This window comes from Dyella sp., from assembly GCF_036746095.1.
In the GTDB taxonomy this organism is placed as follows: Bacteria; Pseudomonadota; Gammaproteobacteria; order Xanthomonadales; family Rhodanobacteraceae; genus Dyella_B.
Genome location: NZ_DAIOEU010000102.1, coordinates 1 through 7,057 on the forward strand (window position 1 = coordinate 1; position 7,057 = coordinate 7,057).

Sequence of the window (7,057 nt, forward strand, 5' to 3'; positions counted from 1 at the left end):
ATCGTCTTCAGTCGGGGCTCTTCGCATGATCGAATTTCCCCGGACAGCAGTGCGCGAAAGCGGGAATGACGGCCCTAAGGGATACGGCGATTTTTGAGTCTTGCCCTCGATAGAAGAGCACTAAATTGCGTCATATCCACATTTGCTGCGGTTTTGCAAAACCCGAGCCGGACACTATTGGGCCTTCGCCGGGACGACGACGTATGAAGCATTGCGGCGAGTATTGACGATTCCCCCGGCCAGCACTGCGCGAACACGGGAATGAGGCCGAGCAAATATCAGGCCACGCGCAAGACGATCACTGCACGGTGGAACTTGCCGCCGTACCGCCGCTCAGCAAATGCTCCGCGTCCACGCGATCGAAATGATACGTGCGCGCGCAGAACTCACAGGTGACTTCGATCGTGCCTTGCTGGGCTTCCAGTGTTGCCTCGATTTCCGCACGACCCAGCGAACGCAGCATGGCTTCCACCCGCTCGCGCGAGCAGCTGCAACCAAATGCCAAGGGGCGCGGCTTGAACAACTGCACGGTTTCCTCGTGATAGAGGCGGTAGAGCAATTCTTCCGGCTGCGTGCCTAGCAGTTCATCGCGCCCCAAAGTGGCGGTGAGGTGTTCGACGCGCGGCCAGCCGTCCTCATCGTGCTGGGCATCGTGACCGCCCTCGCCCGGCACCTTCTGCAGCATCAAGCCAACCGCATGCTGCTCGTTGGCCGCCAGCACGAAGCGGGCGGGCAGCTGCTCGGATTGCTGAAAGTAATTCTCCAGCGCCCCGGCCAAGTCCGGATGATTCAGATCGACCAGTCCCTGGTAACGCTGCCCGCGCTCGGCCTTGCCAATGGTGATGGCCATCAGCGCCTGCGGCAGTTCGTTCAAGGTGAGCGATGCCGGAATTTCCGCATTCCAGCGCGCCAGGCCGCGCAGGCGGCCGGCGTCGGTGCATTCGGCGAACAGCAAGCGCAGTGCGCCCTGGCTCTTCAATTCCACCGACAGCGCGCCCTCGAACTTGATGTTGCCGGTAAGCAGCGCACTCGCCGCCAGCGTCTGGCCGAGCAGATCCAGCAGCGGCGCGGGATAGTCGGCGCGGCCTGCCACCTCGCGCCAGGCTGGGCCCAGGCGCACGATCACGCCCCGGACGCCGGCCCGTTCCAACAGGAAACGATGGAGCACATCCTCGGCAAGCACGTTTTCCACGCAGGACCACCTCACACAATGCAGAGGGCCGGATATGGGGATGGGCGCCGGTGTGAACAATGGCCGGCCGCTAGGAGCCTGTCGGACTTGAGTCGGCCGGGCTGCAAATTCGCCTGCGCGGTCCATATTTCCGTCGATTCTTGACCCATAGAACCACTATGGGCCTGCGAATCGCCGAAAATCTGTCCTCGCGCAGCCAACATCGCCTCGACCACTCAAGTCCGACAGGCTCCTAGCAGCTTTTATACTTCACCGGCTTTCCTTGCCGATCGACGCCATGCCGCATCTTCCGCTTTTTCGCCGCCTGTTGCGTTACGCCGGTATCGCGGTCCTGTCGTGGGTGGCCCTGAGCTGGTTCGTGGTGCTGGTCTTGCGTTTCGTGCCGCCGTGGACCTCGGCGGTGATCATGGAACGCCGGCTGGACGCGCTCATCCATGGCGAAAAGGATTTCCAGCTACAGCATCATTGGGTGCCCTGGTCGCGCATCTCGCCATGGGCGCCGATTGCAATGGTGGCCGGCGAGGACCAGAAATTTCCCTTCCATCATGGCTTCGACTTCGGCTCCATCGAAAACGCGATCGATGCGGCGGATGACGGCAAGCGCCTGCGCGGCGCCAGCACGATCAGCCAGCAGACGGCCAAGAACCTGTTCCTGTGGAACGGACGCAGCTTCGTGCGCAAGGGCTTGGAAGCATATTTCACCGTACTGCTGGAACTGACCTGGCCGAAACAGCGCATCCTGGAGGTGTATATGAACGTCGCGCAGTTCGGCGATGGCATCTACGGCGTGGGCGCGGCCAGCAACACGTTTTTCCATGGCTTGCCCGCGCAGCTCAGCCTGGCGCAGGCGGCGCGGCTGGCCGCGGTGCTGCCCAGTCCGGATCGGTTCCATGTCGATCGCCCGAGCGGCTACGTGCTGGAACGCGCACGCTGGATCGAGCAGCAGGTCCGCCAATTGGGTGGCCCGGCCTATCTGCAAAGCCGGCAGCCGCCGCGCGACGTGCGCCCGGCGCGACGTCGTTAGAACACGCTCTGCGAGCCACCGTTTACACTTTGCGTATCTACCCACTTGATATGGATGCCCGGCATGCCGCGACTCACGGTTGTCGTTCCTGCCTACAACGAATCAGCCGTGCTCACCGCCTTCCATGAGCGGATTTCCAAGGTGCTGGACGAGCTGCCGCTGGCTTGCGACGTGTTGTACGTCGACGACGGCAGCCGCGACGATACGTGGGCGATCATGCAATCGCTGGCAGCTGCCGATCCGCGCGTGGGCACGCTGAAGCTGTCGCGCAACTTCGGCAAGGAAGCCGCCCTCACCGCCGGGCTGGATCACGTCGATGCAGACGCCGCGGTCGTAATCGACGCGGATCTGCAGGACCCGCCCGAAGTGATCCCGCAACTGGTGGAGCAATGGCAAGCCGGCTACGACGTGGTCTACGCCACGCGTTCCGCGCGCGCTGGCGAGACCGGCTTGAAGCGATTCACCGCTGCCGCGTTCTATCGCACGATGGAATCGCTCTCGGAGGTCCCGGTGCCGCGCGACACCGGCGACTTCCGCCTGCTTTCGCGCCGTGCGCTGCAGGCCCTGTCGCAGCTGCGCGAACGGCAGCGTTTCATGAAAGGCCTGTTTGCCTGGATCGGCTATCGCCAAACCGCGGTGAAGTATCTGCGCGACCCACGCCTGGCCGGCAAAACCAAGTGGAACTACTGGCGCCTCACCCAGTTCGCCATCGAAGGGATCACCTCGTTTTCCAGCGCACCGCTGAAGCTGGCCACCTGGACCGGCCTTGTCGCGTCCGTGGCGGCGTTCCTGTTCGGGCTGAAGGTGATGCTGAAAGCGCTCCTGCACGGCGACCCCGTACCAGGCTATCCGAGCCTGATGGTGGTGATCCTGTTCCTGGGCGGCATCCAGTTGCTGGCGCTCGGCGTGATCGGCGAATACCTCGGCCGCAATTACAACGAGACCAAGCAGCGGCCGCTGTATTTCATCGAGGAAGAACATTTGCCAGCCGCACGCACATCGGTTCACACCGACGCAACGGCGCAGCGCTAAACTGGCTCCACGCGGCCATTGCTGCGGCCGCCGGGGAGGTCTGATGCGTCAGGTCAAGCATTTGCTGGACAGGAAAGGCAACGACATCTACGCGATCGCACCGGAAGCACCGGTACTGGAAGCGATCAAACACATGGCGGAACGGCGCGTCGGCGCCTTGCTGGTGATGCGCGGCGAACAGCTGGTGGGCATCATTTCCGAACGCGACTACGCGCGCAAAGTCATCCTGCAGGGCAGGTCGTCGGCACAGACGCCGGTGTCGGAAATCATGAGCCATCCGGTGCTGACCGTGACACCGGACACCGATGTGTTCGATTGCATGCGCATGTGCACTGACAGCCGCGTACGCCATCTGCCGGTGGTGGATGGCCATCGCGTCATGGGGGTAATCTCGATCGGCGACCTGGTCAAGGAAGTGATCAGTGCGCAAGCGGAACAGATCGAGCAGTTGCAGCGGTACATCACGAGCTGAACGAGTTGGATCAGGACGGCCACGGGGAGCGCGAAGCGTCAGGCGAGGCTTTCGTTCCCCGTTCGCTGCTGTCCCTTGCCTGGCTTGGTCTCCGGCGCCAGATCCGGCGACGTCGCCGCCTTGCGCGCAATCCATGCCGCCAGTGAAGAAGCTCCCACGCCGATCAGTGCAATGCTGCCTACGGCGATACCAAGCTTGACCAAGCCGCTGATGCTGGTGGTGATCACCACATCGCCAAACCGCCACACGGCCGTTTCCACGAAATTCTTGCCCTTGTAGCGCGTCTCGCGCGGCACGCGGGTGTAGAGCGCATCGCTGGCAGGCTTGGTCATGCCGTACATGAAGCCGCGCGTGCCGACCATCATCACTGCCAGCAGCGGCACGCCATAGCCCAGCACGCTCAGCTCCGCATGGCCGCCGACCATCACCATGACCAGCAAGCCCAAATTGACCAGTTGCGGCAGCACCAGCGCCCACACGGCACCGCGGCGCATCAGCAGCCAAGGCGACAAGGTGAGCTGCAATAGCGCTCCCAGCAGGTTCACCGCCAGATCGATGTGTGCATAGAACGCCGTGCGCATGGCGGCAGACGCCATGTGCGCTTTGACGTAGTCGGCCAGCAGTGCATAGGCCAGCGTGCCAATGCCATCGCCCAGCAGCATCAGGATGGCCATCAAACGCAGGAACGGGCGCGACCACAGTTCCCGTATGCCAGCCCACAGCGAACCGCCAATCGGCTGTTCCGCGTTGTCGCTTTCCGCGCGTTGCACCGACATGCGCAACAACAAGATCAAGGACGTGCCAAGCATGGCGGCCGAAACGAGCAACAGAGGCGCCACACCGATCAAGCCCACCAGCATGCTCGTTATCGATGGACCGAATATCGCGCCGGCCATGCCGCCCAATGCAATCAGCGAGAACACCTCGCGCGCGCGGCGGCTGTCGAAAACATCCGCCATGAAGCTCCAGAACAACGACACCACAAACAGGTTGAACACGCTGACCCAGATGAAAAACACCACCCCCAAGACACGCGCACCGATGCGATCCTGGGCCAGAAACGCCGGAATAAAAGCCAGCAGGCAGACAATGAAGAAGCTGTAGCTCCAGCTCAGCAAGCGCCGCCGGGGAAAGCGCGCCACCAACATGCCGAACACCGGCGTCAGCAGCAGCATGGCCACGAACGTCGCCAGATAAAACAGCGGCAATTGCGTCGAGCCCACCGCCCCGCCCAACTGATCGCGTACCGGACGGATGATGTAATACGAGGTCAACAGGAAAAAGAACGCGAGTGCCGACACCATGGGCGTGGCGTCTCGGCGTGCAGAAGCGGGGAGCGGCAAACGCACCGGTCAGGTTCCAGCGGGAGGCGGCGCAAGACTAGCACGCCAGCATGCTGGACCCAGGGACGAAACCGTGCTGCCGACGCGGTGCAGCACGAAGCGCTCGGCGGCATCACAGCGTTGTGACGCCGCCCGAAGTACAGCACAATTCCGGTACTTATCCATGGACGATTCCATCAGCCCATGACCCGAGCGTGGCAACACGTGCGCAAGAAGCCAGTCGCATGAAGTTTCGCAAGCTTCCCCTGCTGATCGCCGGTTTGCTCGGCATCGCCGTCCCCTGGCTCCCCGCCTCCGCCCTGCGCGCATCGACGAACACCACGTCCACGCCTGACATTCACCCACCGAGCCAGGATGCCACCACGCTCATCACCCGCCTTCCGCCCGAGCGCATCAAGGCCGCCATGGATGCGTATTCGCACTGGCTGGACGTGGTGGCGCAGCGTAACGAAGTGGCAGGCCTCGCCACCGCAGTGGTGGTGGACAACAAGGTGGCGTTCGAACGCACCATCGGTTACGCGGACGTGGCTACGCAGCAGCCGGTCACGCCCAGCACGGTGTTCCGCCTGGCGTCGCTCTCCAAGGCGTTTGCCACCGCCGTTGCCGGCTTGCTGATCGACGATGGCCGCTTCAACTGGAATACCAAGCTGGCCGGCGTGCTGCCGTTTTTCCAGCTGAAAGATGCACAAGCGTCTGGCGCCGCCACGGTGGGCGACATTCTCGGGCAACGCATAGGGTTGCCACACAATACCTACGATCAGATGCTGGAAGACAACGTTCCCTACGAGGAACTGGTGCGCAAGCTCGACGAAGTGACGCTGACCTGCAACGTAGGCGAGTGCTATGGCTACCAGAACGTCGCCTTCAGCCTGATCGGCGATGTGATCTACACCGAGACTGGCGATTTCTTTTACCACCAGGTGGATAAACGCCTGTTCTTTCCCCTGGGCATGACCACCGCCAGCTACGGCCGCGAAGCGCTGGAAAGCAGCAAGAGCTGGGCACATCCGCATCGCCCGCATGGCGCGCATGAGTGGGAGTCGTTCGAACCGAAGGAAGCCTACTACCGCGTGGCCCCGGCAGCTGGCGTCAACGCCAGCCTGCGCGACATGGAGCAATGGCTGATCGCACAGATGGGCGGACGTCCCGACGTACTGCCGCAGTCCTTGCTGGATGTCTTGCATGAACCGGCCGTGCCGACGCCGGGCGAGCTGCACGGCTCCCCGTGGCGCCGCGCCCGCCTCATGTCAGCAAGCTATGCGCTGGGCTGGCGCGTCTTCAATTATGCGGGCGAAACCATGATCTTCCACGCCGGCGCGGTGGAAGGGTATCGCACGATGATCGCGTTCCTGCCGAAGTATCACGTCGGCATCGTCTCGATGTGGAATTCGCCGGGCTCGATCGGCATCGAACTGATGCCGATGGTGTTCGATGCGATGCTGAACCTGCCGCACGTGGATTGGGCGGGAGTGGAAAGCGACCCACCAGCGCATCATGCGGCACCGGCAAAAGTACGGCATAAATCTCGGCGTCGCGGCTGACCCGCAGGCTGGGATGAAATCCCAGCACCAGGAATTCAGGGAAGCTGGGATTTCATTCCAGCGTACAGGCGTGCCTCAACGGCCGTCATTCCCGCGAAGGCGCACTGCTGTCCGGGGAAAATGAAGTTCTTCAGAAATGCGCGGGCATAGCACCCGGCATCGAAAATTTCCCATGGAAATTCAGTGCCATCAGCTCGTCATTCCAGCGAAAGCTGGAATCCAGTGCCTTTGCAGATTTTCAAGTCGCTGGATTCCAGCTTTCGCTCACGAGTGTCCGGCTCGGGTTTTGCAAAGCCGCAGCAGGATGTGGATATGACGCAATTTAGTGCTCTTCTATCGAGGGCAAGACTCAAAAATCGCCGTATCCCTTAGGGCCGTCATTCCCGCAAAAGCGCATAGCTGTCCGGGGAAAATGAAGTTCTTCAGAAATGCGCGGGCATAGCACCCGGCATC

6 protein-coding genes are annotated in these 7,057 nt (G+C 62.3%); 4 read left to right on the forward strand and 2 right to left on the reverse strand.

Features of this window, described 5'->3' with window-relative positions; all coding sequences use genetic code 11:
- Positions 1 to 298: 298 nt before the first annotated feature.
- Complete coding sequence (locus V7M64_RS21805) at positions 299 to 1,192, reverse strand: Hsp33 family molecular chaperone HslO (RefSeq protein WP_333682232.1); 894 nt, start codon at positions 1,190 to 1,192, stop codon at positions 299 to 301.
- 277 nt (positions 1,193 to 1,469) lie between these two features.
- Between V7M64_RS21805 and mtgA the strand changes: the two genes are divergently transcribed.
- From mtgA to V7M64_RS21820, 3 genes are all read left to right on the forward strand, one after another.
- On the forward strand, positions 1,470 to 2,216 hold the full coding sequence (gene mtgA / locus V7M64_RS21810; RefSeq protein WP_333682233.1) for a monofunctional biosynthetic peptidoglycan transglycosylase: 747 nt from the start codon (positions 1,470 to 1,472) through the stop codon (positions 2,214 to 2,216).
- A 63-nt stretch (positions 2,217 to 2,279) separates the two neighbouring features.
- On the forward strand, positions 2,280 to 3,248 hold the full coding sequence (locus V7M64_RS21815) for a glycosyltransferase family 2 protein (protein WP_333682234.1): 969 nt from the start codon (positions 2,280 to 2,282) through the stop codon (positions 3,246 to 3,248).
- Positions 3,249 to 3,291: 43 nt separating this feature from the next.
- Positions 3,292 to 3,720: a CBS domain-containing protein gene (locus V7M64_RS21820; RefSeq protein WP_333682236.1), complete on the forward strand. Its 429-nt coding sequence runs from the start codon at positions 3,292 to 3,294 to the stop codon at positions 3,718 to 3,720.
- 38 nt (positions 3,721 to 3,758) lie between these two features.
- On the opposite strand, the gene V7M64_RS21825 is transcribed toward V7M64_RS21820, so the two are convergent.
- Positions 3,759 to 5,024, reverse strand: coding sequence for an MFS transporter (locus tag V7M64_RS21825; RefSeq protein ID WP_333682239.1), 1,266 nt, complete (start codon positions 5,022 to 5,024; stop codon positions 3,759 to 3,761).
- Between the two features lie 263 nt (positions 5,025 to 5,287).
- Here V7M64_RS21825 and V7M64_RS21830 point away from each other — a divergent pair, with 263 nt between their 5' ends.
- Entirely contained in the window at positions 5,288 to 6,604 is a 1,317-nt protein-coding gene (locus tag V7M64_RS21830) for a serine hydrolase domain-containing protein (RefSeq protein WP_333682238.1), read from the forward strand.
- Positions 6,605 to 7,057: the final 453 nt, after the last annotated feature.

Bases quoted from the DNA above. Each gene is read 5' to 3' on its own strand.
- V7M64_RS21825 (WP_333682239.1), bottom strand. From the start codon at position 5,024: ATGGTGTCGGCACTCGCGTTCTTTTTCCTGTTGACCTCGTATTACATC.
- mtgA (WP_333682233.1), top strand. From the start codon at position 1,470: ATGCCGCATCTTCCGCTTTTTCGCCGCCTGTTGCGTTACGCCGGTATC.
- V7M64_RS21815 (WP_333682234.1), top strand. From the start codon at position 2,280: ATGCCGCGACTCACGGTTGTCGTTCCTGCCTACAACGAATCAGCCGTG.
- V7M64_RS21820 (WP_333682236.1), top strand. From the start codon at position 3,292: ATGCGTCAGGTCAAGCATTTGCTGGACAGGAAAGGCAACGACATCTAC.
- V7M64_RS21830 (WP_333682238.1), top strand. From the start codon at position 5,288: ATGAAGTTTCGCAAGCTTCCCCTGCTGATCGCCGGTTTGCTCGGCATC.